Here is a 22,460-nt window from a genome sequence, read left to right on the forward strand (position 1 = left end):
AATCTTTTTTACTGAAATCGAATAATAAGCGCGCTCATTTCTGTTTTATTCTGCGGCGATCGTTTTTCGATCTGCCAACGCCACGATGTCTCCCATGATCGCATTCAGTTCGAAATTCTTGGGAGTATAGACATTGGCAACACCCATCGATCTGAGGCGATCCGCGTCTTCGTCCGGGATAATGCCCCCGACGACAACAGGAATATCACCCAAGTCAGCTTCGCGCAGGCGTGTCATAACTTCCTGAACCAACGGCAGGTGACTGCCCGACAGGATCGACAGGCCGATCACATGAGCTTGCTGATCCCTGGCCGACTTCACGATTTCCTCGGGGGTCAGGCGGATGCCGTCATAGGTGATGTCCATGCCGCAGTCGCGGGCGCGGAAGGCGATCTGCTCGGCACCGTTGGAATGGCCGTCCAGCCCCGGCTTGCCCACCAGGAATTTCAGGCGACGCCCCAGGCGGTCGCTGACCGCATCCACCGCCGCGCGCAGGTCGTCCAAGCCTTCGGTCTTGTTCGAGACCGACCCCGAAACGCCCGTCGGGCCACGATAGGTGCCAAAGACGCGCCGCATCTCTTCGGCCCATTCGCCGGTGGTGACGCCGGCCTTGGCCGCGGCGATCGAGGGCTCCATGATGTTGGCGCCCGATTGCGCGGCGGCGCGCAGATCGGCCAGCGCCGCGCTCACGGCGGCGTCATCGCGGGCGGCACGCCAGTCGTTCAGGCGATCGATCTGTTCCTGTTCGACCGCCGGATCGACGACCATGATCCCGCCATCCTCGGTCTGCAGCGGCGAGGGCTCACCCTCGGTCCAGCGGTTCACGCCGACGACGATGGTCTCGTTGCGCTCGATCCGGTTGAGCCGCTCGGCGTTGGAATCCACCAGCCGCGATTTCATGTAGTCGATCGCCGCAACCGCACCGCCCATCGACTCCAGATTGGCCAGCTCGGCCCGGGCGCCCTGCTTCAGTTCCTCGACTTTGGCATCGACCACCGGGTTGCCGTCGAACAGGTCGTCATATTCCAGCAAGTCTGTCTCATAGGCCAGGATTTGTTGCATTCGCATCGACCATTGCTGGTCCCAGGGGCGCGGCAGGCCCAGTGCCTCGTTCCAAGCGGGCAATTGCACCGCCCGGGCGCGCGCCTTTTTCGACAGGGTCACGGCCAGCATCTCGATCAGGATGCGATAGACGTTGTTCTCGGGCTGCTGCTCGGTCAGGCCCAGCGAGTTGACCTGAACGCCATAGCGGAATCGGCGGAACTTGGGGTTTTCCACGCCATAACGTTGTTGCAGTATTTCATCCCAAAGGTCGACAAAGGCCCGCATCTTGCACATTTCGGTGACAAATCGGATGCCCGCATTCACGAAGAACGAGATGCGGCCGCATAGCGCCGGAAAATCCTCGGCCGGAACGCGGGGACGCAACTCGTCCAGGACCGCGATGGCGGTGGCCAGCGCATAGGCCAGCTCCTGCTCGGGCGTCGCGCCGGCCTCTTGCAGGTGATAGGAACACACGTTCATCGGGTTCCATTTCGGTACGTTCGAATAACAGTACTCGGCCACATCCGCGATCATCTTGAGCGAGGGCTTGGGTGGGCAGACATAAGTGCCGCGGCTGAGATACTCCTTGATCAGATCGTTCTGTACCGTGCCCTGCAGCTTGGACACATCGGCGCCCTGTTCCTCGGCCACCGCGATATACAGCGCCAGCAGCCAAGGGGCTGTGGCGTTGATCGTCATCGACGTGTTCATCTGCTCCAGCGGGATCTGATCGAACAAAACCCGCATGTCCCCCAGGTGGCAGACCGGCACCCCGACCTTGCCGACCTCGCCCCGGGCCAGAGTGTGATCACTGTCATAACCCGTCTGCGTCGGCAGATCGAAGGCCACCGACAAACCGGTCTGCCCTTTGGCCAGGTTGGACCGGTACAGCGCGTTCGAGGCTTTGGCCGTGGAATGACCGGCATAGGTTCGGATGAGCCAGGGGCGGTCTTTCTGCGTCTGCGTCATGGTCAGAGCCTCATGCGTAGATGGGTAACAATATTTCTCTCATGGGTTCTAAAGCGCAATTTTCAGCACATGTCAATTCGCTGCGTTGCGGCATGTACGGTGTGCTGCCGATTGTGACGGCGGCGGTTTGATGGCACTGTGCCGGCATGACGCAGACCGTTGAGCTACCGATTTGGCTGTTTGTTCTGATCGTGGTGTTTGCCGCGGTCACTTTTGCCTCGCATTTCCTGTTCCCGTCGGTGCGCTGGTTCTTTCGCCGCCGGCTTGAACGGGCTGTTGAACGGTTGAACCAGCGCCTGCAACGGCCAATCCAGCCGTTCAAACTGGCCGAGCGTCATGACATGATCCAACGCCTGATCTATGACCCGCAGGTTGGTCAGGCTGTTCAGCACCACGCCGAAGAACATGGTATCCCCGAAGCGGTCGCGTTCGAGCAGGCCCGGCGATACGCCCGGGAAATCGTCCCGTCGTTTTCGGCCTTCATGTATTTCAGCTTTGCCATTCGGTTGGCTCGATGGTTGAGCAACGCGTTCTACAATGTCCGCCTCAGCCACGAGGACGAGGCCGCATTGAAGGAGATCGATCCCAAAGCAACCGTGGTCTTTGTAATGAATCACCGGAGCAACATGGATTATGTTCTGGTGACCTATTTGGCCGCGCAACAGTCGGCGCTGTCCTATGCGGTGGGCGAGTGGGCACGGGTCTGGCCGCTCAGCCGGTTGATCCGCGCGATGGGAGCCTATTTCATCCGGCGCAAGTCCGGCAGCGAACTCTACCGGCAGGTTCTGGCCAGCTATGTGCGCTTGGCCACCAATGCCGGTGTCACGCAGGCGATGTTTCCTGAAGGTGGCCTAAGCCTGACCGGGGCGCTGGGCCGACCCAAGCTGGGGCTGCTGAAATACATCATCGACGGCACCAGCCCCGATGGGCGGGATGTGGTGTTCGTGCCGGTTGCGCTGAACTATGACAGGGTGCTGGAGGATACGATCCTGACCGCTGCCGCCCTAGGCAGCGAACGGCGGTTTCGCGCTCGGATCGGCGTGATCACAAGGTGGAGCCTGAAACAGGTATGGCGCCGTATCATCGGGCGCTACAAGCGGTTCGGCTTGGCCTCGGTTCGGTACGGCCTGCCCATTTCGCTGCAGGAGTTCCGCAAACAAGCTGGCCCGGACTTGATGACGGATCTGGCCCGAGAACTGATGCGTCGGATCGGTCGGGCGATTCCTTTGGTACCAGCGCCCGCCGCGTGTTGGCTCGTTCGCGAGAACGGCACCATCTCCGAGTCTGACGTTCAGTCACGGATCGCCGAGCTGATGCGGCGGGAGGGCGCCACAGACGAAGACCTGAAGGCCATCCCGCCAGCGATCGAACAACTGGTCGAACGGCGAATACTGAGCAGAAACAACGGTATGCTGTCGCCATCGGTCGAGCGGCTGGATCTGATGCAGTATTATGCCGCCTCAGCGCCCATCAGCGAAGACCCGGATGGTTCTGCGGCTGCAAAAGAAATTTCTGCGGCTGCTGGGTCATAAAATTTCAATAATGATCCGAAATGGGTTGCAAAATTACTCATGGGCCAATATTCCAGCCTATGAAGCGCGCGATTCTGCGTCGCGGCGAACATGTTTGACAGAGGAGGCCACAATGGCTTTGGACACCGACAGCGGCATCGCGTCCTACGAGGCACCGGAAAAAGACCTCTACGAAATGGGTGAAATCCCGCCGATGGGATATGTGCCGAAGAAGATGTATGCGTGGGCCATCCGTAAGGAGCGCCACGGTGAGCCCGACACTGCGATGCAGCTGGAAGTGGTCGATGTGCCCAAGCTGGACAGCCACGAAGTACTGGTTCTGGTGATGGCGGCGGGCGTCAACTACAACGGCGTTTGGGCCTCGCTCGGCAAACCGATCAGCCCCTTTGATGGCCACAAGGCCCCGTATCACATCGCGGGCTCGGATGCATCAGGCATCGTCTGGGCGGTGGGCGACAAGGTGAAACGCTGGAAGGTCGGCGACGAGGTCGTGATCCACTGCAACCAGGACGACGGCGACGACGAGGAATGCAACGGCGGTGACCCGATGTATTCACCCAGCCAGCGGATCTGGGGCTATGAAACGCCCGATGGGTCGTTTGCGCAATTCACCAACGTGCAGGCGCAGCAGCTGATGCCGCGCCCCAAGCATCTGACCTGGGAGGAAAGCGCCTGCTACACGCTGACGCTGGCCACTGCCTATCGGATGCTGTTCGGGCATGAACCGCATGACCTGAAGCCGGGCCAGAACGTTCTGGTCTGGGGCGCGTCGGGCGGTCTGGGCTCCTACGCGATCCAGCTGATCAACACGGCGGGCGCCAACGCAATCGGCGTGATCTCGGACGAAAGCAAGCGCGACTTCGTCATGGGGCTGGGCGCCAAGGGTGTCATCAACCGCAAGGATTTCAACTGTTGGGGTCAGTTGCCTACGGTCAACACACCCGAATACGCCGAATGGTTCAAGGAAGCCCGCAAATTCGGCAAGGCGATCTGGGACATCACCGGCAAGGGCGTGAATGTCGACATGGTTTTCGAGCACCCCGGCGAAGCCACCTTCCCGGTCTCGACCTTCGTGGTGAAGAAGGGCGGCATGGTGGTCATCTGCGCCGGCACCACCGGTTACAACCTGACCTTCGACGTTCGGTACATGTGGATGCACCAGAAACGCTTGCAGGGGTCGCATTTCGCGCATCTCAAGCAGGCCTCGGCGGCGAACCGACTTATGCTCGAACGGCGGCTTGATCCCTGCATGTCCGAGGTGTTCCCCTGGAACGAACTGCCCGAAGCCCACATGAAGATGATGCGCAACGAGCACAAGCCAGGAAACATGTCGGTTCTGGTTCAGGCGCCGCGCACCGGGCTGCGCACCCTCGAGGAGGTCTTGGACGCCCGCGGTTGAGCGGGGCATTGAAACACATTAACGCACGCGAATCGTTCCGGCGACTCGCGGGCGTTTTCTGTTTTGCAGCCCCTGCTTGAACTTCAGTCGCTTGGAGATTGCGGACCCGCCATTTTTGGGGAGTAGAAAGAAGTGAATATGCAACAAATTCACACACATGTTATGGTTGTGTTAACCCTTCGTTAACTGTTTCGGAGCGACCCTGATGGCGCAGAATGAGTGGATACTGGACGTACTGTCGGACCTCAACGCCTTCGCAGTTGCCAATGGGCTGACGGCTTTGGCCGAACAGCTTGATGACACGAAGCTGATTGCAGCGGCCGAGATTGCGTCCCTCGAGCGTGAGGCGCGGGCACCGTCGAATGGGAACGCAGGTCGATTTGAGTCAGGTCCTGGAGGACTTGGAAAACACCAGCACGCTTGACGAGCTGGGCGCGGTTGCCGTCGGGCTTCGCGACAAGCTGAAAATCGATCACATCGTGTATCACTGGGTCGATGGCGGCGGCGACCAATATGGGTGCACGACCTATCCCGACGCCTGGGCCGAGCGCTATCAGGAGCGCAACTATCATCGCATCGATCCGGTCATTCTGGGCTGTTTCCAACGGTTCCAGCCGGTTGACTGGAAGGCGCTGGACTGGTCGGGCAAGGTCGCCAAGGCCTTTTTGAAGGATGCATTGGCGCACGGGGTCGGCAATCAAGGCTACTCGATACCTATCCGCGGCCCGAATGGCCAGTTTGCCCTCTTTACCGTGAACCATTCATGTACGGATGACGCGTGGCAGGCCTTCATCGGCGCATATGGCCGCGAACTGATCCTGATCGCGCATTACTTCAACCGAAAGGCGCTGGAATTCGAGCGGTCCCGGCAACCGGATTCGCCCCGTTCGCTGTCGCCGCGCGAGATTGATGCCATGACACTTTTGGCCCTTGGTTACAGTCGGGCGCAGGTCGCCCATTCCCTGTCGATTTCCGAACACACGCTGCGGGTCTATATCGAAAGCGCGCGGGCCAAGCTGGGGGCGTTGAACACCACGCACGCCATCGCAAAAGCCCTGAGCCGGGGATTAATAGTGGTTTAAGGGCCGCGCGCCCCAAACACAGTAAATTAACCATGGCTTTGTACCCCCTTCGTTCCAGCACTGGACGACAAGGGGAAAAGTCATGCTGCGTTATTTATACGCTGACGAACTTCATAAATTTCCGAAATTGGCCGAGGGGATGTTTCGCGACCGCGCCGATCAATTCAAGACCCGCCTGGGGTGGGACGTTCACGTCAACGAAAAAGGCGAGGAGCGGGACCAGTATGATGATCTGAACCCGCTGTATGTGATCTGGGAGGAGCCGGATGGCAGCCATGGCGGGTCCATGCGAATTCTGCCGACGACGGGCTCGGTCATGGTGAATGACGTGTTTGGACATCTGACCGGAGGTCGGCCGATTTGCAGCCCCCTGATCTGGGAAGTGACCCGATTCTGCCTGTCGCGCGGGGCCAGCCCGCACACGGCCGGTGCCATCATGCTGAGCGGCGGCGAAGTGATGGAGGGCTTTGGCCTGACCCACATCGCGGGGGTCTTTGATGCGCGCATGATTCGCATCTATCGCCTGATCGGGTCGTCTCCGATCGTGCTGGGCTCGGAGGGAACTGGGCGCGACCAGATCTCGGTCGGACTGTGGCCCTATTCGGCCGAGGACTGCAACCGTGTGGCCGAGCGGGCGGGCATCCCGCGCGAGCTGTCGCGGCTGTGGTTCCGAACAGCCTTTGGGTCCACCGCGCGGCATCGGTTCGCACTGTCTGCCTGACGTTGGATTCCGCATCTGGCGCAGACTGGCGCGGCCTTGTAGGGTCGCGCCATGTCTCTGCCCAAGGTCACATTTTCCGAAGATCAGGCCGCCGCCTTCGACAGCATCGCCCAGATGCTGAAAACCGCAGGCGTGGACCTGGAAGACGATGCGCTGCTCAAGCTGCCCGGCCAAGGCGAGTCGGGGGTGATGGCGGTGATCGGCAAGGCCGGGTCGGGCAAGACACTGCTGTTGGCCGAACTCTACAAGGCGCTGGCCGAGACCGGAGTTCAGATCGTCTCGGGCGACTATGAAAGCCGCAAATCGAAGGACAAGCGCAGCCTTGCCATTCTGGCCCCGACCAACAAGGCCGCCAGCGTGTTGCGGTTGCGCGGTGTTCCGGCCACCACCATTCACCGGATTCTGTACACGCCGGTCTATGATCCGGAATACGAGCGGATCGCCGAATGGCTGGCGGGCAACGACGACCGCCCCGAGATTGAAGGCCTGACCGACGAGGCGCTGGACCGCGCCGCCGCGTTTTACGCCAACAACAAGTCCATCCCCGGTGCTCTGGCCGCCGCCGGCCTGCGCGGGTCGGATTTCATCACCGGCTGGAAACGGCGCGACGAGCCGCTGGATATTGGGTTCGTCGATGAAGCCTCGATGCTGGATGACCGGCAGTTCGAGGATCTCAAGGAGATCTTTCCCACCCTGTTGCTGTTCGGCGATCCGGCGCAGTTGGCGCCGGTGAACCAGTCCGGGTCGATGGTGTTCGATGCTTTGCCGGAACCTCGCAAGCTGATCCTGCACCGGGTGCACCGGCAAGAGGCCGACAACCCCATTCTGGACCTGGCCCATGCGCTGGCCGATCCGGCGATGGGGTTCGAGGATTTCGAACGCCTTGTCGAGCAGACCGCCCGCACGGATGACCGCGTGGTCTGGGGCCAGCGGGTCGAGGTCGACCTGATGGCCCGCAGCCCGGTTCTGGTCTGGCGGAACGCGACGCGTATCCGGCTGATCCAGGCCTTCCGCCAGGTGCATGGGGCCCCCGAGACCGAGCTGTTGGAAGGCGAACCGTTGATTTGCGATGGGATCGAGCTGCCGCTGAAGCACCGCAAGAAGCGGCTCGACCTCGAGGCGCGCGGGCTGATCAAGGGCGCGCAGGTGATCTATCTGGGACCGGGGCGCAAGCCGGGGTTCTCGCGGCTGCATGTCATGGGGGCCGAGGACCCGCAGGTGAGCGCCGCTTCGATCGTGCAGATCGAAAAACCGGACGAGGAAGAGCCCTTCATCCCCTTTGCCGCGCGCATGGGGGCCACGTTTCTGCATGGGGCCGCCGTGACGATCCACAAGGCGCAGGGCTCGCAGTGGGACACGGTGCAGGTCTTTGCCCCTGACCTTTACGCCGCCGCCCGGATGGGCCGGACTGAGGCCGGGCAACCCCTTTGGAAACGGCTGGCCTATGTGGCCATCACCCGGGCGCAAGAGCGGCTGATCTGGGTGGTGCGAAATAGGCTTTCGAAGCCGAGCCACCCGTTGCAGGTTGACGACCTGCGCGCGGTCCCGGCCGCAAAACTTACGCTGGAGGCGGAGGAGACATGAAGACGATCATCGTAACCGGTGCCAGCTCGGGGATCGGGCGAGCCACCGCCGAACTGTTTCTGGATCAGGGCTGGAAGGTCGGCCTGCTGGCGCGCAGTGCGGACAAGCTGAACCAGATGGCCGCCGCGCGCGAAAACGCTATTCCGCTGTTGGCCGACGTGACGGCCCCCCAAGCGGTGTCGGCAGCGTTCGATGCGTTTCAGGTGCAGGCCGGACGGTTGGATGTTCTGTTCAACAACGCCGGCATTTTTCCGCCCGCCGGAACGATCGACGAGATCGCGCTGGACGACTGGTATCAGAGCGTCAACGTGAATCTGAATGGGATGTTTCTGTGCGCCCGCGCCGCGTTCGGTGCGATGCGGCGGCAGAGCCCGCAAGGTGGACGCATCATCAACAACGGCTCGATCGCGGCGCATGTGCCGCGTCCGAACTCGGTGCATTATACCGCTACCAAACATGCCATAACCGGTTTGACGCGCAGCCTGTCCTTGGACGGGCGGGCCTTCGGCATTGCCTGCGGTCAGATCGACATCGGAAACGCGCGTACCCCGATGGTGCAGGGTCTGGTTGAACGGGCCATTGCCGAAGGGCGCGAGCCGGACCCGACGATGGCGGTCGAGGATGCGGCGCGGTCGGTTCTGCACATGGCCAGCTTGCCGCCCGAGGCGAATGTTCAGTTCATGACCGTCATGGCGACCACGATGCCCTATATCGGCCGCGGCTAGGCCTCAACTTTCACGCAGCAGCCGGAAGGCCGTGGATGCCCCCCATCCCGCCGCGATCGCGATCACCAGCGACATCAGCCCGTACCAGACAGGCTGCTGGCGGGACATGTTGTACAGGAACCGCTCCAGCCCGACCTTGCGTACGTCGATAGTGGTTTCGAATTCCGAAATCACCTGACCGCCGCGCATCAGGAAGATGCGGGTCAGATAGTCGCCTTCGGTCAGGTCAGCGGGCATGTCGATCGAGGTGCGGAACAGCGTCTGTTCATCCACGGCAACGGTGTTTTCACGAATCGAGTACAGGCCTTCGTCCTCGCGGATTCTGACGACCGCCTCGGCAAAGTCCTGCGCCTGCCGGATATGCATCGCGGCCCCGACCGAGCGGATCGCGCGCTTGATCGAGATCCGATAGCGCAGGTCCTCGGTGTCGCTGATGATCTCGTTGAACGGGGCGCTGGTCGCCACGGCATAAAAGCTGGGCGCGGAATCGACCAGGACGCTGTCGGTGTTGACCCAGATGCCGAATTTCTTTTCCTTCCGGCGGACCATGACCGGTTCGGACGGGCCGGCCACGGCCACGATCACCTCCAGCGGCGGCCCGTCGGGAATGGGCGACTCGCGCTTGACGGCGCCGAAAATCAGAATTTCGGAACCGTCGAAATCGGCGGTGATGGCGACCCGGTCTTGGCTGAGGCCCAGAACGACCTGTTCCTGCGCTGCCGCAGCGGGCAGGGACAGCAACACCATGGCTAGAATCCAGCGCAACACGTCAGTGCCCTCCGTCGGTGCCGAGCGAATAGAGCTCGGCCGGTTGGAGAAGCAGATCCAGTGCCAGTTTGGCGCAGACCGCGAGAACAAGCGCGGCCAGCAGCACGCGCAACTGTTCGGCGGGCATGCGTGATCCGATGACGGTGCCGATTTGCGCGCCGATCACACCTCCGACCAGCAGCAGCACCGCCAGCACGATATCCACGGTATAGTTCGTGGTGGCATGCAACATTGTGGTGAAGGCGGTGACGAAGATGATCTGAAACAGCGATGTCCCTACGACCACCTTGGTCGGCATGCCCAGCAGATAGATCATTGCAGGCACCATGATGAAGCCACCGCCGACCCCCATGATGGCCGACAGTACGCCGACGCACAGACCCACCAGAACCGGCGGGATCACCGAAATATACAGGCCCGAGGTCCGGAACCGCATCTTGAAGGGCAGGGCATGGATCCATCCGCGCTGACGGCGTTTGGCCACCGGCCCTCCGGCCCGGCGGGATTTGCGCAGCGCGTTCAGGCTTTCGATGAACATCAGGCCGCCGACGACGCCCAAGAATACCACGTAACAAAGCTTGACCAGCAGATCGACCTGGCCGAGGCTTTTGAGGTAGTTGAACACCAGGACACCCAGCGCAGCCCCTAACAGGCCGCCCACCAGCAGAACGCAGCCCATTTTCAGATCGACAGTCTTTCGTCGGAAATGCGCCAGCACCCCCGAGAATGACGACGCCACGATCTGGTTGGCCTCGGTGGCGACCGCGACGGCCGGCGGGATGCCGATGAAAAACAACAGCGGGGTCATCAGAAAGCCTCCGCCGACGCCGAACATGCCCGACAGGATGCCCACCATTCCGCCCAGCCCCAACAGAAGAAAGGCATTTACGGAGACTTCGGCAATGGGAAGGTAAATATACATGCTGTCAACACGCTCCTGAATCTGCGGGGGCAGGGCTGAACGCGGGGGCCGGAGACAGTGCCGGCCCAAGCCCAGTGGATTCTCGGGGCGGTCGTGAGTGAGTGTCGAAGCGGTGCCGGACCATAAGTTCTATCCAAGAAATTCAGACAGGTTGTAGTGTTCGACAGGATCGATGGTCAGGTCCAGCCCAACCTTGGCGGCGACGATCATGACCATCACCGCCAGAAGGATGCGCAGCTGCTCGGACTTCAGGCGGGCGCCCAAACCGGTTCCGAAATGGGCGCCGACGACGCCTCCGATCAACAGGAAAAGGGCAAGGATGATATCGACGCTGAAATTGGTCGAGGCATGGATTATCGTCGTGAAGCCGGCGACGAAGATGATCTGGAATAGAGAAGTCCCGATTACGACCTTGGTCGGCATCCCCAGGATATAGATCATGGCCGGCACCATGATGAACCCACCGCCCACGCCCATGACGGCCGACAAGACCCCGACGCCAAAGCCCACCATCACCGGCGGGATGATCGAGACATAAAGGTTCGAGGCCCTGAACCGGGTCTTGAACGGCATGCCATGAATCCATCCGCGCCGATGGCGGCCCGCGGAAACGGTACCGCCTGCCTGCCGAGCCCGACGGATGGAAAGCACGCTTTCAACGAACATCATGCTGCCGATCAGGCCCAGGAACACCACATAGCAAAGCTGGACCGCCAGATCGACCTGTCCCAGATGCTTGAGGGCGTTGAAAGCGATCATTCCGATCGTGGCGCCCAGCAGGCCGCCGCCCAGCAGAATCGATCCTATCTTCAGATCGACGGTGCGTCTTTTCAGATGGGCCAGTAGACCCGAAAACGAAGATGCCACCACCTGATTGGCCGAGGTCGCCACGGCGACGGCCGACGGAATGCCGATCAGGAACAACAGCGGGGTTATCAGGAAGCCGCCGCCCACGCCGAACATTCCCGACAGGAATCCGACCGTGATTCCGGTCCCCAGCAAAAGGAAGGGGCTCACGGACACTTCGGCAATGGGATGGTAGACGTGCATACCCCTTTAGAGCGGTTGCGGCATGCAAAATCAACTCTGCATGCCGCTGTGCAGCGAACAGGACTGCCAATCAGTCCCGAACTGGCCTTATCGCTCCTTGATGTACGGCTCGCCCCCTGCCTTCGGGGGAATGGCCTTGCCGACGAAACCGGCCAGGATCACGACCGTCAGGATATAGGGCAGCGCGTCCATGGCCTGCACCGGGATCACGATGCCTCCCAGATCGATATTCTGGAACCGCAGCGCCACCGCCTGCAGCAGCCCGAACAGCAGGCAGGCCCACATGGCGTGCCATGGGCGCCACTTGGCGAAGATCAGGGCTGCCAGTGCGATAAACCCGCGGCCGGCGGTCATGTCCTTGACAAAACCGGCCTGCAACCCGGTTGCCAGATAGGCCCCGGCGATCCCGCACAGAACACCGCAGATGGCCACGGCGGCATAGCGCAGGCCGACCACCGAAACCCCTGCGGTATCAACGGCGGCGGGGTTTTCCCCGACCGCGCGCAGCCGCAGCCCAAAACGGGTGCGGAACAGCACCCACCACGTGGCAGGAACCATCAGAAACGCCACATATACAAGAATCGAATGGCCCGACAGCAGTTCGGAGTAGATGGGCCCGATGATCGGGACGCCGCTCAGCGCCTCGGCAAAGGGGAATGTGATCGGTTCGAACCGGCCGCCTCCGAACAGCGAGGGCGTGCGGCCGCCCTGCTGGAACCAGTCCTGTGCGATCAGCACGGTCAGGCCTGCCGCCAGAAAGTTGATCGCCACGCCCGAAATCAGTTGATTGCCGCGGAAGGTGATCGAGGCCAGCCCGTGCAGGGCCGACAACACCAGCGACGCTGCGATCCCGGCCAGCAGGCCCAGCCAGACCGATCCGGTGACGGCCGCAACCGCCGCCGAGAAGAACGCAGCCATCAGCATCTTGCCCTCGAGGCCGATGTCGAAAATGCCCGCGCGTTCCGAATACAGCCCTGCCAGACAGGCCAGCAGCAGCGGCGTGGCCAAGCGGACGGTCGAATCCAGAACTTGAATCAGTGTCAGGAAGGAGTCCATTAGTTCGCCTCCTTGCGCAGGGCCAGGAACAGCTTTTCAAGCGGCATGCGCACCATGTTGTCCAGCGCCCCAGTGAACAGGATCACCAGCGCCTGGATCACCACGATCAGTTCGCGCGGGATCGAGGTCCACAGCGCCAGTTCCGCGCCGCCCTGGTACAGAAAGCCGAACAGGATGGCCGCCAGGAACACGCCGAACGGGTGCGAGCGGCCCATCAGGGCCACGGCGATGCCGATGAAGCCTGCGCCCTCGGTCGAGTTCAGAACCAGCCGCTCGGCCTCGCCCATGACGTTGTTGATCGCCATCAGACCCGCCAAAGCGCCCGAGATCAGCATCGCCACGATGGTGATGCGCACCGGCGAGATACCGGCATAGACCGCACCGGTCTCCGAATGCCCATAGGCCCGGATTTCATAGCCCAGACGGGTGCGCCAGATCAGCGCCCAGACCACGACACAGGCCAACAGCGCCACGATCAGCGAAATGTTGGCCGGGGCGGCCTTGGAGAAGTTGATTCCTATCGGTGCCAGCATCTCGTGCAGCGTGGGCAGATGTACCGCCTCGGCAAAGCGGGCGGTTGCCGGGTCTTGCGAACCGGCTGGCCGCATCACGTTGACCAGCATGTAGTTCAGCAATGCCGCAGCGATGAAGTTGAACATGATCGTGGTGATCACGATATGGCTTCCGCGCTTGGCCTGCAGATAGGCCGGAATCGCCGCCCAGGCCGCCCCGAACAGCATCGCGGCGGCCATGGCCGCCAGCAGGGCGATGCTCCAGTGCGGCCACGGCACATACAGGCAAACCATGGCGACGCCCAGTCCGCCCAACATTGCCTGGCCTTCGCCGCCGATGTTGAACAGACGCGCGTGGAATGCCACCGCGACCGCCAGACCGGTGAACATGAAGTTGGTGGCATAATACAGGGTGTAGCCCCAGCCATAGGTCGACCCAAGCGCGCCGGTGACCATCAGGTTCACCGCCTCGACCGGGTTTTCGCCGATGGCCAGAATGACCAGGGTCGACAGGATCGCGGCCAGGATCAGACTGATCAGCGGGATCAGAATGACGTCGGCCCATTTTGGCATCTTGTCCATGTTACGCGGCCTCCCCCGCAACACCGGCCATCAACAGGCCCAGTTCTTTTTCATCCGTTTCATGGGGCAGGCGCTCGCCCATGATATGTCCGTCGAACATCACGGCAATCCGGTCAGACAGAGAGAAAATCTCTTCCAGTTCGACCGAGACCAGCAGGATCGCCTTACCTTGGTCGCGCAGGGCGACGATCTGCTTGTGAATGAACTCGATCGCCCCGATGTCCACACCGCGGGTCGGCTGACCCACCAGCAGCAGGTCGGGGTTTCGCTCGATTTCGCGCGCCACGACGATCTTCTGCTGGTTCCCGCCCGAGAAATTCTTGGCCGACAGCCAGCCATTCGGCGGACGCACATCGAATTTCTCGATCTTGCGTTCGGTGTCGGCGCGCAGGGCGGCGTTGTCCATGAAGATCCCGCGCTGATAGGCCGGGTCGCGGTGATAGCCGAACGCCACGTTTTCCCAGGCGTGGAAATCCATGATCAAGCCTTCCCGCTGCCGGTCCTCGGGCACATGGGCGATGCCCTGGGAGCGGCGCGCTTGCCCGTCCGACCCTGGCCCGCTCAACGCCAGAGGAACGCCGTTCATCCTGATCGTCCCCGATCCGGGGCGCATTCCGCCCAACACCTCGAGCAGCTCGGACTGCCCGTTTCCGGCGACGCCCGCGATGCCTACGATCTCGCCCGCGCGAACCGTCAGGTCGATGCCCTTGACGCGCTCGACACCGGTTGAATCCGTCACCCGCAGGTTCTCGATTTCCAGAATGGGCTTGCCGGGTTTGGCCGGCACCTTGTCGACGCGCAGCAGAACCTTGCGCCCGACCATCAGCTCGGCCAGCTCCTCGGGGTTGGTCTCGGCGGTCTTGACCGTGGCGGTCATTTGGCCGCGGCGCATCACCGACACCGTATCGGTGGCCTCCATGATCTCGCGCAGCTTGTGGGTAATCAGGATGATGGTCTTCCCTTCGGCGCGCAGCCGATCGAGGATGCGAAACAGCTGGTCGGCCTCGGCCGGGGTCAGCACCCCGGTGGGTTCGTCCAAAATCAGGATCTCCGCCTTGCGATACAGCGCCTTGAGGATCTCAACCCGCTGCTGCATGCCCACGCCGATCTCGTCGATGCGCTTGTCGGGGTCTACGAAGAGCTCGTATTCCTGCTCGAGCTCTTTCAGTTCTTTGCGGGCCTTGGCCAGCGAGGGGGCCAGCAGCCCGCCATCTTCGGCGCCCAGAACGATGTTTTCCAGAACGGTGAAATTTTCAACCAGCTTGAAATGCTGAAAGACCATGCCGATACCCGCGGCGATCGCGGCCTGGCTGTCGGGAATGTCGGTCTTTTTGCCGTTGATCCAGATTTCACCTTTGTCGGCCTTGTAGAAGCCGTAAAGAATGCTCATCAGCGTGGATTTGCCCGCACCGTTTTCACCGATGATCCCGTGGATCGTGCCGGGGGCGACGCTGATCGAGATGTCCTTGTTCGCTTGAACTGGCCCAAAGGCTTTGGAAATCCCTTTGAGCTCGATGGCGGGGACTGTCATGTCTTGTCCTCGATTGCCGAAAAAGCTGCGCTGAACTCGCGATCATCGGGTCGTTGCGAAACAGCGGCATGAGTGGATGCGGGACGGGAGGCCCTCCCCCGCCCCGTGCGATATCAGAACTGCAGTGCCGGGCAGCTGTCGTTCTCGTAGTAGCTGACGACGGTGACATTGCCGTCGATGATGTCGCGGCGCGCCTTCTCAACGGCGGCCATCATCTCGTCGGTCACCAGCGGCGCGTTGTTCTCGTCCATGGCCACGCCCACGCCGTCTTCGGCCAGACCCATGGTGAACACGCCAGTTTCGACGTCCTCGCCTGCTTTCATGGCGTCATACACGGCGACGTCCACGCGCTTGAGCATCGAGGTCAGAACCTTGCCCGGGTGCAGGTGGTTCTGGTTGCTGTCTACGCCGATCGACAGGATGCCTTCGTCTGCAGCGGTCTGCAGGACACCCACGCCGGTGCCGCCGGCCGCGGCATAGATCACGTCAGCGCCTTGGCTGATCTGCGCCTTGGTCAGCTCCGAGCCCTTCACCGGGTCGTTCCATGCGGCCGGGGTGGTGCCGGTCATGTTGGCGACGACGTTGATATCGGGGTTCACCGATTTGGCGCCCTGGGCGTAGCCGCACCCGAAATGACGGATCAGCGGGATATCCATACCGCCGATGAAGCCAACGGTGCCGTTTTTCGAGGCCATGGCCGCCAGGATGCCTACCAGGTACGAACCTTCATGCTCGGCAAAACCGATCTGGCGGATATTGGGCGCGTCCAGCCAGGTTACGTCAACAGCGACGAACTTGGTGTCCGGGTAATCGGGCGCGACAGCGGCCAGCGGATCGGCCATGGCAAAGCCCATGGTGATGATCGGGTTGGAACCAGCTTCGGCAAAACGGCGCAAGGCCTGTTCGCGCTGCGCTTCCGACTGCAGCTCGATTTCACGGAAGGATTTGCCGGTCTGGTCGGCCCAGCGCTTGGCGCCGTTATAGGCCGCTTCGTTGAACGATTTGTCGAACTTGCCGCCAAGATCGAAGATGATTGCCGGTTCGGCGATGGCTGCGCCTGCCGTCAGTGCAAAGGCGGCGGCTGCGCCCATCAAGGATTTCATCAGGGTCATCATATACTCCCGTTGTTTATTATGACTTCGGGACCGGGTCTTACGCCCAGCCCCGCTCAGAGCGAGCAGAACTGCTGTGATAGCGGCAATTAAGGCCGTCTGAAACTGACATGGTCAACCGCTTTTTGACCAATTGGTCTCGGAATCGCTCGGCTTTCGTCAGGGCAGCGTGCGCTCCATCACAATTGCATCGACATTGTTCGCCCCGGGACGCCTGTAATAGGCCCGGCGCAGACCGCAGGGCGCATAACCGCAACTTTGATAGAGTGCAATGGCCGGAATGTTGTCGGCCGCGACGTCCAGAACGGCGCGGCACGCGCCCAGAGCGCTGGCGCGCGTCTGCCAGCCCTGCATGAGCGCCCGCGCCAGTCCCTGCCTCTGGCGGTCGGGATGGGTTGCAATGGTCAGCAGCTCGGCCTCGTCGCCAATGACCTGGAACAGGGCAAAAGCAGATTTGTTTCCGAGCACATGCGTGAAACGGCCTGCAGTCAGATCGGCAAACTCCGACGCGGTCCAGGGGCGCGACTGGGTAAAGGCCGCGGCATGGGTTTCGGCCATCTCCTGTGGCGTCATGGATCCAGTAGGACCGGCGGCGCGTCGCGCGACGGCGCGGCATCGGCCGGGCGCAGATACAACGGCGCGGGCGGTGTTTGCGGCAGGGTCCGGCGTTGCGCGGCGATGCGCGCGATCGCGCAGGCCAGCTGCTCCGGGTCGTCGTTGGTAAACAGCGGCCCCAGTGATTCTGCCTGATCCCGAGGCAGAACTTGCGGTGCGGCGCCCGGCTTCTGCAAATAGACCTGGTCCCGCGGGGCGGGGATGGCCGGAATGTGGCCCGAAGGGGCCAGCGCGGCCAGGGCTTCGAGCCCCGACACCCCGACTGCGGGTTTGTTCAGGCCCAGCGCCAGACCACGCGCGGCCGAGACCGAAATGCGGATGCCGGTGAAGTTTCCTGGCCCGGTTCCGACGCCGATCGCGTCCAGCCCGGACCAGTCCAGCCCGGCCTCGGTCAGGATGTCCTGCAGCAAGGGCATCAATCGCTCGGCCTGACCGCGGGCCATGGGTTCGGCACGGCTGGCGATGATGTCCGGGCCGCAAATCAAAGCGGCCGCGCAATGCGCGGCCGATGTGTCAAAGGCCAGAACCTTGGGCTCAGACGGCAACGGGGCGAACCTCGGTCACTTCGGGAATGTAGTGGCGCAGCAGGTTCTCGATCCCCATCTTCAGAGTCAGGGTCGAAGACGGACAGCCCGCGCAGGCCCCCTGCATGTGCAGATAGACAACGCCACGATCAAATCCGTGGAACGTGATGTCGCCACCGTCCTGCGCCACGGCGGGGCGGACACGGCTGTCAAGCAGTTCCTTGATTTGATTGACGATTTCAGAATCTTCGCCGGTGTGTTCCGCGTGACCCGAGGCCGCATCCGCCCCGGCCCCCATGACCGGCTGGCCGGATTGGTAATGCTCCATCACCGCGCCCAGGATCGCGGGTTTGATGTGGTCCCACTGAACGTCGTCATCCTTGGTTACGGTCACGAAGTCGTTGCCGAAGAACACACCCGTTACGCCCTTTACCGCAAAGATGCGTTTGGCCAGCGGCGAGTTTTCGGCGGCCTCGGCCGTCGGGAAATCCGCTGTGCCCGCCTCGAGCACGGTCTGGCCGGGCAAGAATTTCAGAGTTGCCGGGTTCGGCGTGGATTCGGTCTGGATGAACATGGCGGCGCTCCGTATCGCTTGCGTCTGATATGCGCGCCGGGCGCGGGGAAGTCAAGATTTGGAACGATTCTAATCCAGGGCTGCATGCTCGATCGCCATGTCCAGGCGGTCGTCACCCCAGAACAGGTCCGAGCCGGCCACGAAGCTGGGCGCGCCGAACAGGCCCAATGCCTTGGCGCGGTCGACCTGTTCGAACAGGGCGGCCTTGATGGCCGGATCTGACAGCTGGTCCAGCATCTCGGGTGCGGCGCCTGCCTGGGACAGCGCATCCTGCAGGACTGTGTCGTCGGATATGTTGCGGCCATCTCCGAATTCGGCCGAGAAGACGGCCCGCGCGAACGCGGCCCGTGGGCCGGAGTCTGGAAGCGCCAGCGCCAGGCGCGCCGCTTTCAGGCTGTTCTGCGGAAACGGGTCCGGACGGGTCAGCGGCAGGCCGCGCAAGGCGCACAGCCGCTCCATGTCGCGCCACATGTACCGGCCTTTGGTCGGGTAGATGTTGAAAGGCGAGGTGGTCCAGCCCTGTTCGGCAAAAATCGGACCCAGCAGAAATGGCTGCCATTCCACGCGCACCCCGCGCCGCGCCGCCTCCCGTTCTACACGCATGGCGCTTAGGTAAGAATAGGTCGAGGCGAAATCGAACCAGAAGTGCAGGGTGGCGGGCATCAGGTGATCTCTTCGAGCTTTTCTTTGCTCAGGTCGCCCGGCACGATGGTGATCGGAATCGGCAAGCCGCCGGCGTTGCGGGTCAGTTGTGTGACCAGCGGCCCGGGCCCCTTCTTGCCCGTGCCGGCCCCCAGAACCAGAACCCCGATTTCCGGGTCCGAGCGGATATGTTCGATGATCTGGGCCACCGGCTCGCCTTCGCGGATCGCCAGTTCGGGTTCGATCCCCTGCTTGTCGCGCATCCATTTCGCGAACACCTCGAAATGGGCGTGGATGCGTTCGCGGGCCTCTTCGCGCATCACTTCGGACACGCCGATCCAGTGATTGAACTCATCCGGCGGAATGACCGACAGGATGGTCACGCCGCCGCCCGTATGCGCCGCCCGCATGGCAGCAAAGCGCATGGCATTCAGGCATTCGCGGCTGTCATCCAGAACTACAAGGAACTTGCGCATGACTGTCCTCTCAAGATTTTGGCGATCATGCCCGAGCCTTCGCAGTCTGGCAACTCGGTCGGGCCGACTAACGGGCGCTTGCGGCCCAGTCCCAGTACAAGGATCGCACCCGGCGCGTGACGGGGCCGACTTGGTACTGGGTGTCGTCAAAGGCCGTCACCGGTGTGACCTTGTTCATGTTGCCGGACATGAACACCTCGTCCGCCGCACGGAAATCGTCGAAGGACAGCACCGTTTCATGCACGGTCACCCCGTCGCGGCGCAGGTTGTCGATGTGCCGCGCGCGGGTGATGCCGGCAAGGAAGGTGCCGTTGGGAATGGGGGTAAAGACCTCGCCATCCCTAACCATGAAGATGTTGGCGGTTGCAGTTTCGGCCACGTTGCCAAGGGCATCGGCCACCAGCGCGTTGGAAAACCCCTTGGAGCGGGCCTCGGTCAGCATGCGCGCGTTGTTGGGATACAGGCACCCGGCCTTGGCGTTGACCACGGCGTTTTCCAGGACCGGCCGGCGGAACCGCGTGGTGGTCAGGGTGGCCGAGGCGGTTTCGGGGGCCATCGGGATCTCTTCCAGGCAGATCGCGAACCCGGTACTTCCGGCCTGCGGCACGATCGCGGTCGCGTCGCCGTCGATGCCCCAGTACATTGGGCGGATGTAAACCGCGGCATCCTTGGGATAGGTCGCCAGCCCTTCCTGGACCAGCTCGCCCATCCGTTCCGTTGACACCGTTGGGGTCAGCATCAGCGCCTCGGCCGAGCGGTTCACCCGGTCGCAATGCGCCGCCAGATCGGGCGCCATTCCGTCAAAATAGCGCGCGCCGTCAAACACCGATGATCCCAGCCAGGCCCCGTGGTCCGCGGCCCGCATGATCGGGGCATCGCCATCGTGCCATGTTCCATCGAAATAGGTGCGGATATTCTTGCCGACTGCCATTGTGCCCTCCGTCAATTCCGCCGAACCGTAGGAGCGCGCGCGCCCGAGGTCCAGCAGATTATCCGGCCGACGATGGCAACACGTCGCGCTTGACCATCGCGCGCAGGGCGAAGTTGGAGCGTAGGTTGCGGATGCCCGGAATCTGCATCAGCCGGTTCTCCAGAAACGCGTCGAAGGCGGTCAGGTCACGCGCCACGACGCGCAGCAGGATGTCGCGCGAGCCGGTCATGAGGTAACACTCCATCACCTCGTCACAGCGCAGGATGGCGCGTTCGAATGCGTCGATGGCGTTGCGGTCCTGTTTCTCCAGTTCGACAGACACGAAAATCGTGACGCCAAAGCCCAACTTCTCGGGGTCGACCTGCGCCGAATATCCGGTGATCACCCCGTCGCGGCGCAGGCGCTCCAGGCGTCGCGCGCAGGGTGTGGGCGACAGGCCCACCTTTTCGGCCAGGTCCAGAACGGTCATGCGCCCGTCCTGTTGTAGCGCGCGCACGATCTTGCGGTCGATCTGGTCCATGGAGAAAATCCCTAAAATAGTCGGCTTAGATTATTATTATCGCCAAGAGGTATGTTCTGACCAGCATCTATTGGCGAAAATCGCTCGGTCCGATGTGGCAAACTCTATCTGTCTTTCCGGAGGAGCAAAATGGAAATAACCACGATTGACGCGCCAGATCACGAGCGTGTGGTCGAATTCAAAGACGCCGCTAGCGGGCTTTCGGGCTTTGTGGCGATCCATTCCACGCAATTGGGGCCTGCAGCGGGCGGCGTGCGGATGCGCACCTATGGTCACCCGTCCGAGGCGCTGGACGATGCGCTGCGCCTGTCGCGGGGCATGACCTACAAGAACGCAGCGGCCGATCTGCCGCTGGGCGGGGGCAAGGCCGTTATCATTGGCGACCCGAGCGCGGACAAGACGCCCCGGCTGTTGCAGGCCTTCGGGCGCGTTGTGCAAAGCCTTGGTGGCCGGTACTGGACGGCCGAGGACATGGGGATGACCCCGGCCGACATGGCCCAGATCGGCACCGAAACCGAATATGTCGCCGGTCTGCCCGATGGCCCGTTCGCCAGCGGCGACCCGTCGCCCATCACCGCCCGCGGGATCTTCAACGCCATCCGCGTGACTGCGCGGCATCGGTTCGGGTCCGACGACCTGAGCGGCAAGACCGTCTCGGTGCAAGGGCTGGGCCATGTGGGCGAACACCTGTGTGCGCTGCTGAATGACGCAGGGGCGAAACTGGTGATTACCGACATCGATGCGGGCCAGACTGCCCGGCTGGCGGACCGGTTCGCGGCGCAGGCCGTCGCGCCCGATGCGGTCTATGCAGCCGAGGCGGATATTTTCGCGCCCTGCGCGATCGGCGGCATCCTGAACGAAACCAGCATTCCGCTGCTGAAGGTCGGCGCAGTGGCCGGAGGGGCCAACAACCAGCTGGCAACCGATGTCGACGCGCAGCGACTGCATGACCGCGGCATCCTTTACGCCCCGGATTTCGTGGCCAATGGCGGCGGGATCGTGAACGTGGCGACCGAAATCCTGAAGATCAAGGACCGCGAAGCTTGGGTCGGTCAGCGGCTCGAGGCGTTGGAGCGGACGATGGACCGCATCCTGACCCGCGCCAAGGTGGATGGCGTCAGCCCCCATGTGGTGGCTGAATCCATCGTCGAGGAAAAACTTCACCCGCAGGCTGCCTGATCTGCAACGAAAAACGCCGCCCCGGATCCGGGGCGGCGTTGCTGTTTCCATCTGGTTCTCAGGCGCGGCCGGCGCCCACCATCCCCACGATCTCGTAGGTGCGGCTGAGGATCGGAGCCGCGATCTCCCGCGCCCGTTCCGCGCCACGGTCCAGGATCCTGTCGATCTCGGCCTGATCGCCCATCAGCCGCGCCATCTCGGTCGAGATCGGCGACAGCTTTGCGACTGCAAGATCGGCCAGCATCGGCTTGAATTCACCAAACTGCTTGCCACCGACCTCGGCCAAAACCTGCTCGACCGTCTGATCGCTGAGCGCGGCATAGATGTTGACCAGGTTGCGCGCCTCGGGGCGCCCTTCCAGCCCGTCCACGTCCGAGGGCAGGGCGTCGGGGTCGGTCTTGGCCTTGCGG

22 protein-coding genes and 1 pseudogene are annotated in these 22,460 nt (G+C 62.4%); 7 read left to right on the forward strand and 16 right to left on the reverse strand.

The features are described 5' to 3' along the window. Window positions 1-45: 45 nt before the first annotated feature. A complete protein-coding gene (locus AC2FMM_RS12620; protein WP_496796738.1) occupies window positions 46-2,013 on the reverse strand; it encodes a protein meaA in 1,968 nt (655 codons plus the stop codon). 146 nt (window positions 2,014-2,159) lie between these two features. Between AC2FMM_RS12620 and AC2FMM_RS12625 the strand changes: the two genes are divergently transcribed. The 6 genes from AC2FMM_RS12625 to AC2FMM_RS12650 all read left to right on the forward strand — a co-directional run bounded on the left by AC2FMM_RS12625 (window position 2,160) and on the right by AC2FMM_RS12650 (window position 9,056). After that, window positions 2,160-3,545, forward strand: coding sequence for a 1-acyl-sn-glycerol-3-phosphate acyltransferase (locus AC2FMM_RS12625; RefSeq protein ID WP_496796739.1), 1,386 nt, complete (start codon window positions 2,160-2,162; stop codon window positions 3,543-3,545). A gap of 112 nt (window positions 3,546-3,657) precedes the next feature. Next, the gene (gene ccrA / locus AC2FMM_RS12630) at window positions 3,658-4,944 is read left to right on the forward strand and encodes a crotonyl-CoA carboxylase/reductase (protein ID WP_496682128.1); all 1,287 of its coding nucleotides are present in this window, start codon (window positions 3,658-3,660) and stop codon (window positions 4,942-4,944) included. A 362-nt stretch (window positions 4,945-5,306) separates the two neighbouring features. Further along, window positions 5,307-6,026, forward strand: a complete 720-nt coding sequence (locus AC2FMM_RS12635; RefSeq protein ID WP_496796740.1) for a helix-turn-helix transcriptional regulator — start codon at window positions 5,307-5,309, stop codon at window positions 6,024-6,026. A gap of 82 nt (window positions 6,027-6,108) precedes the next feature. After that, entirely contained in the window at window positions 6,109-6,747 is a 639-nt protein-coding gene (locus tag AC2FMM_RS12640; RefSeq protein WP_496682126.1) for an acyl-homoserine-lactone synthase, read from the forward strand. A gap of 51 nt (window positions 6,748-6,798) precedes the next feature. After that, on the forward strand, window positions 6,799-8,331 hold the full coding sequence (locus AC2FMM_RS12645; RefSeq protein WP_496682124.1) for an ATP-dependent DNA helicase: 1,533 nt from the start codon (window positions 6,799-6,801) through the stop codon (window positions 8,329-8,331). Beyond that, window positions 8,328-9,056 (forward strand): SDR family oxidoreductase, encoded by a 729-nt coding sequence (locus tag AC2FMM_RS12650; protein WP_496796741.1) that lies wholly within the window; start codon window positions 8,328-8,330, stop codon window positions 9,054-9,056. The genes AC2FMM_RS12645 and AC2FMM_RS12650 overlap by 4 nt, the downstream gene beginning before the upstream one ends. Window positions 9,057-9,059: 3 nt before the next feature. Here AC2FMM_RS12650 and AC2FMM_RS12655 read toward each other — a convergent pair whose 3' ends face one another. From AC2FMM_RS12655 to AC2FMM_RS12720, 14 genes are all read right to left on the reverse strand, one after another. Continuing rightward, entirely contained in the window at window positions 9,060-9,803 is a 744-nt protein-coding gene (locus tag AC2FMM_RS12655) for a TIGR02186 family protein (protein ID WP_496688192.1), read from the reverse strand. A gap of 22 nt (window positions 9,804-9,825) precedes the next feature. Next, complete coding sequence (locus AC2FMM_RS12660) at window positions 9,826-10,746, reverse strand: sulfite exporter TauE/SafE family protein (RefSeq protein WP_496796742.1); 921 nt, start codon at window positions 10,744-10,746, stop codon at window positions 9,826-9,828. 129 nt (window positions 10,747-10,875) lie between these two features. Continuing rightward, a complete protein-coding gene (locus AC2FMM_RS12665) occupies window positions 10,876-11,796 on the reverse strand; it encodes a sulfite exporter TauE/SafE family protein (protein ID WP_496796743.1) in 921 nt (306 codons plus the stop codon). Between the two features lie 87 nt (window positions 11,797-11,883). After that, on the reverse strand, window positions 11,884-12,852 hold the full coding sequence (locus AC2FMM_RS12670) for an ABC transporter permease (RefSeq protein WP_496742208.1): 969 nt from the start codon (window positions 12,850-12,852) through the stop codon (window positions 11,884-11,886). Further along, window positions 12,852-13,946 (reverse strand): ABC transporter permease, encoded by a 1,095-nt coding sequence (locus tag AC2FMM_RS12675; RefSeq protein ID WP_496682113.1) that lies wholly within the window; start codon window positions 13,944-13,946, stop codon window positions 12,852-12,854. The genes AC2FMM_RS12670 and AC2FMM_RS12675 overlap by 1 nt, the downstream gene beginning before the upstream one ends. 1 nt (window position 13,947) lies before the next feature. Continuing rightward, the gene (locus AC2FMM_RS12680) at window positions 13,948-15,477 is read right to left on the reverse strand and encodes an ABC transporter ATP-binding protein (RefSeq protein ID WP_496682111.1); all 1,530 of its coding nucleotides are present in this window, start codon (window positions 15,475-15,477) and stop codon (window positions 13,948-13,950) included. A gap of 113 nt (window positions 15,478-15,590) precedes the next feature. Further along, on the reverse strand, window positions 15,591-16,589 hold the full coding sequence (locus AC2FMM_RS12685; RefSeq protein WP_496682109.1) for a BMP family lipoprotein: 999 nt from the start codon (window positions 16,587-16,589) through the stop codon (window positions 15,591-15,593). Between the two features lie 159 nt (window positions 16,590-16,748). After that, window positions 16,749-17,162 (reverse strand): GNAT family N-acetyltransferase, encoded by a 414-nt coding sequence (locus AC2FMM_RS12690; protein ID WP_496796744.1) that lies wholly within the window; start codon window positions 17,160-17,162, stop codon window positions 16,749-16,751. Further along, window positions 17,159-17,749 (reverse strand): tRNA (adenosine(37)-N6)-threonylcarbamoyltransferase complex dimerization subunit type 1 TsaB, encoded by a 591-nt coding sequence (gene tsaB, locus AC2FMM_RS12695; RefSeq protein ID WP_496682106.1) that lies wholly within the window; start codon window positions 17,747-17,749, stop codon window positions 17,159-17,161. Before tsaB ends, AC2FMM_RS12690 begins: the two co-directional genes overlap by 4 nt. After that, window positions 17,739-18,302 carry a NifU family protein gene (locus tag AC2FMM_RS12700; protein WP_496682105.1) on the reverse strand — a complete coding sequence of 188 codons (564 nt, stop codon included), beginning with the start codon at window positions 18,300-18,302 and terminating at the stop codon, window positions 17,739-17,741. The genes tsaB and AC2FMM_RS12700 overlap by 11 nt, the downstream gene beginning before the upstream one ends. Before the next feature lie 69 nt (window positions 18,303-18,371). Beyond that, window positions 18,372-18,965, reverse strand: coding sequence for a 2-hydroxychromene-2-carboxylate isomerase (locus tag AC2FMM_RS12705; RefSeq protein ID WP_496682103.1), 594 nt, complete (start codon window positions 18,963-18,965; stop codon window positions 18,372-18,374). Further along, the gene (locus tag AC2FMM_RS12710) at window positions 18,965-19,420 is read right to left on the reverse strand and encodes a universal stress protein (protein ID WP_005978853.1); all 456 of its coding nucleotides are present in this window, start codon (window positions 19,418-19,420) and stop codon (window positions 18,965-18,967) included. Before AC2FMM_RS12710 ends, AC2FMM_RS12705 begins: the two co-directional genes overlap by 1 nt. A 67-nt stretch (window positions 19,421-19,487) precedes the next feature. Continuing rightward, window positions 19,488-20,351 carry a branched-chain amino acid aminotransferase gene (locus tag AC2FMM_RS12715; RefSeq protein WP_496796745.1) on the reverse strand — a complete coding sequence of 288 codons (864 nt, stop codon included), beginning with the start codon at window positions 20,349-20,351 and terminating at the stop codon, window positions 19,488-19,490. A 58-nt stretch (window positions 20,352-20,409) separates the two neighbouring features. Then, window positions 20,410-20,871, reverse strand: a complete 462-nt coding sequence (locus AC2FMM_RS12720; RefSeq protein ID WP_496682099.1) for an Lrp/AsnC family transcriptional regulator — start codon at window positions 20,869-20,871, stop codon at window positions 20,410-20,412. Window positions 20,872-21,000: 129 nt separating this feature from the next. Between AC2FMM_RS12720 and AC2FMM_RS12725 the strand changes: the two genes are divergently transcribed. Next, complete coding sequence (locus AC2FMM_RS12725) at window positions 21,001-22,050, forward strand: Glu/Leu/Phe/Val family dehydrogenase (protein ID WP_496712939.1); 1,050 nt, start codon at window positions 21,001-21,003, stop codon at window positions 22,048-22,050. A gap of 58 nt (window positions 22,051-22,108) precedes the next feature. Here AC2FMM_RS12725 and AC2FMM_RS12730 read toward each other — a convergent pair. Next, a pseudogene (locus AC2FMM_RS12730) lies at window positions 22,109-22,460 on the reverse strand (tryptophan--tRNA ligase); the annotation flags it as partial.

The organism is Ruegeria sp. BHSC043 (assembly GCF_059612985.1).

Coding starts and splice junctions, on each gene's coding strand:
- AC2FMM_RS12680 (WP_496682111.1), bottom strand. CDS start 15,477: ATGACAGTCCCCGCCATCGAGCTCAAAGGGATTTCCAAAGCCTTTGGG.
- AC2FMM_RS12690 (WP_496796744.1), bottom strand. CDS start 17,162: ATGACGCCACAGGAGATGGCCGAAACCCATGCCGCGGCCTTTACCCAG.
- AC2FMM_RS12700 (WP_496682105.1), bottom strand. CDS start 18,302: ATGTTCATCCAGACCGAATCCACGCCGAACCCGGCAACTCTGAAATTC.
- AC2FMM_RS12660 (WP_496796742.1), bottom strand. CDS start 10,746: ATGTATATTTACCTTCCCATTGCCGAAGTCTCCGTAAATGCCTTTCTT.
- AC2FMM_RS12725 (WP_496712939.1), top strand. CDS start 21,001: ATGGAAATAACCACGATTGACGCGCCAGATCACGAGCGTGTGGTCGAA.
- AC2FMM_RS12620 (WP_496796738.1), bottom strand. CDS start 2,013: ATGACGCAGACGCAGAAAGACCGCCCCTGGCTCATCCGAACCTATGCC.
- AC2FMM_RS12685 (WP_496682109.1), bottom strand. CDS start 16,589: ATGACCCTGATGAAATCCTTGATGGGCGCAGCCGCCGCCTTTGCACTG.
- AC2FMM_RS12710 (WP_005978853.1), bottom strand. CDS start 19,420: ATGCGCAAGTTCCTTGTAGTTCTGGATGACAGCCGCGAATGCCTGAAT.
- ccrA (WP_496682128.1), top strand. CDS start 3,658: ATGGCTTTGGACACCGACAGCGGCATCGCGTCCTACGAGGCACCGGAA.
- AC2FMM_RS12720 (WP_496682099.1), bottom strand. CDS start 20,871: ATGGACCAGATCGACCGCAAGATCGTGCGCGCGCTACAACAGGACGGG.
- AC2FMM_RS12675 (WP_496682113.1), bottom strand. CDS start 13,946: ATGGACAAGATGCCAAAATGGGCCGACGTCATTCTGATCCCGCTGATC.
- AC2FMM_RS12670 (WP_496742208.1), bottom strand. CDS start 12,852: ATGGACTCCTTCCTGACACTGATTCAAGTTCTGGATTCGACCGTCCGC.
- AC2FMM_RS12625 (WP_496796739.1), top strand. CDS start 2,160: ATGACGCAGACCGTTGAGCTACCGATTTGGCTGTTTGTTCTGATCGTG.
- AC2FMM_RS12665 (WP_496796743.1), bottom strand. CDS start 11,796: ATGCACGTCTACCATCCCATTGCCGAAGTGTCCGTGAGCCCCTTCCTT.
- AC2FMM_RS12650 (WP_496796741.1), top strand. CDS start 8,328: ATGAAGACGATCATCGTAACCGGTGCCAGCTCGGGGATCGGGCGAGCC.
- AC2FMM_RS12715 (WP_496796745.1), bottom strand. CDS start 20,351: ATGGCAGTCGGCAAGAATATCCGCACCTATTTCGATGGAACATGGCAC.
- AC2FMM_RS12645 (WP_496682124.1), top strand. CDS start 6,799: ATGTCTCTGCCCAAGGTCACATTTTCCGAAGATCAGGCCGCCGCCTTC.
- AC2FMM_RS12635 (WP_496796740.1), top strand. CDS start 5,307: ATGGGAACGCAGGTCGATTTGAGTCAGGTCCTGGAGGACTTGGAAAAC.
- AC2FMM_RS12655 (WP_496688192.1), bottom strand. CDS start 9,803: ATGGTGTTGCTGTCCCTGCCCGCTGCGGCAGCGCAGGAACAGGTCGTT.
- AC2FMM_RS12705 (WP_496682103.1), bottom strand. CDS start 18,965: ATGCCCGCCACCCTGCACTTCTGGTTCGATTTCGCCTCGACCTATTCT.
- AC2FMM_RS12640 (WP_496682126.1), top strand. CDS start 6,109: ATGCTGCGTTATTTATACGCTGACGAACTTCATAAATTTCCGAAATTG.